The organism is Chryseobacterium sp. SIMBA_028, assembly GCF_046535285.1.
In the GTDB taxonomy this organism is placed as follows: Bacteria; Bacteroidota; Bacteroidia; order Flavobacteriales; family Weeksellaceae; genus Chryseobacterium.
The window spans coordinates 1-319 of the sequence record NZ_JAWRWZ010000127.1 but is presented as its reverse complement, the minus strand read 5'-3'; the positions used below and the strand labels follow the sequence as shown (position 1 = coordinate 319).

Below are 319 nucleotides of genomic sequence, written 5' to 3'. Positions count from 1 at the left end.
GTAATACGGTCTGGGATAATACTAAAGCAAAAATCATCTATGGTGATCTTACCATAAATCCGAATATTATGCTCGATATCCAGCAGGGAACCAAAGTATATTTCCACAAAAACAGTGGAATGAAGGTTTCCTCCGGAGCAACCCTGAACATCAATGGAGCCCTGAATCATGAAGTAATTCTCCGTGGTGACAGGAACGATCCCTACTATGATACGATTCCAAAAAACTGGAATTCTATCAGAATGGAAACGGGTTCTATTCTTAACATGGCTTATGCAAGGCTTTTTGGAGGGACAAGAGGATTGGATATGAGACAGAC

General features: G+C 40.8%; 1 pseudogene. It reads left to right on the top strand.

From position 1 onward, the window contains the following. A pseudogene (locus SCA31_RS22840) lies at positions 1–319 on the top strand (hypothetical protein); the annotation flags it as partial.